The organism is Bartonella sp. MR100HLJHH, assembly GCF_042194215.1.
GTDB lineage: Bacteria > Pseudomonadota > Alphaproteobacteria > Rhizobiales > Rhizobiaceae > Bartonella > Bartonella grahamii.
The window spans coordinates 1-556 of sequence record NZ_JBHIMR010000115.1 but is presented as its reverse complement, the minus strand read 5'-3'; the positions used below and the strand labels follow the sequence as shown (position 1 = coordinate 556).

Genomic DNA, 556 nt, shown 5'->3' with positions numbered 1-556 from the left:
TTAACGGATTACTTGCGTAAACATGATTGGGTGTATCGACGGGCTCCAGGGGCGCCTCTGTTACCTTATCAGGATAAAATTAAGAAAGGATTCATGGACTGTCCTGCTATCACTATTCAAAGACCAGATGGTACAGAAAAGGTACTGCCTTCAACAAAAATTACACCAAAAGGATTAGCTTGTTTGAGAGAGCAAATCCATGGAGGTGTGCAATGAATACCAGTATCGACTTTTTATGTGATTTATGGATGGCTTTGTTTCAATTTTCTGATCGTGATGATGTCGAAGATAAAGCTTTTAATGCTCTCATTGAGACCATGGATGCAATAGAAAAAGCTTTGATTTTAAAACTTCAAGATGAATCACCAAATGCACTCAGGATTCTAGCAATGGTTACAAATTTTGGATCTTTAAAACCTCCTTCTATTATGGAGCCTTTGTTGAAAGCTTACGAGCCGAGTTTGAAAAATTCTGTTAAGAAAGCTGCTTAACTTTAAAAACATGATTTTATCTCCTCGTCTTTGAGGCGGGGAGGTGGTTAACAGCATAAAATATC

2 protein-coding genes are annotated in these 556 nt (G+C 37.8%); both read left to right on the top strand.

What is annotated here, in order from left to right; all coding sequences use genetic code 11:
• Positions 1-216, top strand: a 216-nt coding sequence (locus ACFIJ7_RS09835; RefSeq protein ID WP_375645223.1) for a phage antirepressor KilAC domain-containing protein, incomplete at its 5' end; no start/stop codon positions are given.
• Positions 213-491 carry a hypothetical protein gene (locus ACFIJ7_RS09830; RefSeq protein WP_375645222.1) on the top strand — a complete coding sequence of 93 codons (279 nt, stop codon included), beginning with the start codon at positions 213-215 and terminating at the stop codon, positions 489-491. The genes ACFIJ7_RS09835 and ACFIJ7_RS09830, both read left to right, overlap by 4 nt.
• Positions 492-556: the final 65 nt, after the last annotated feature.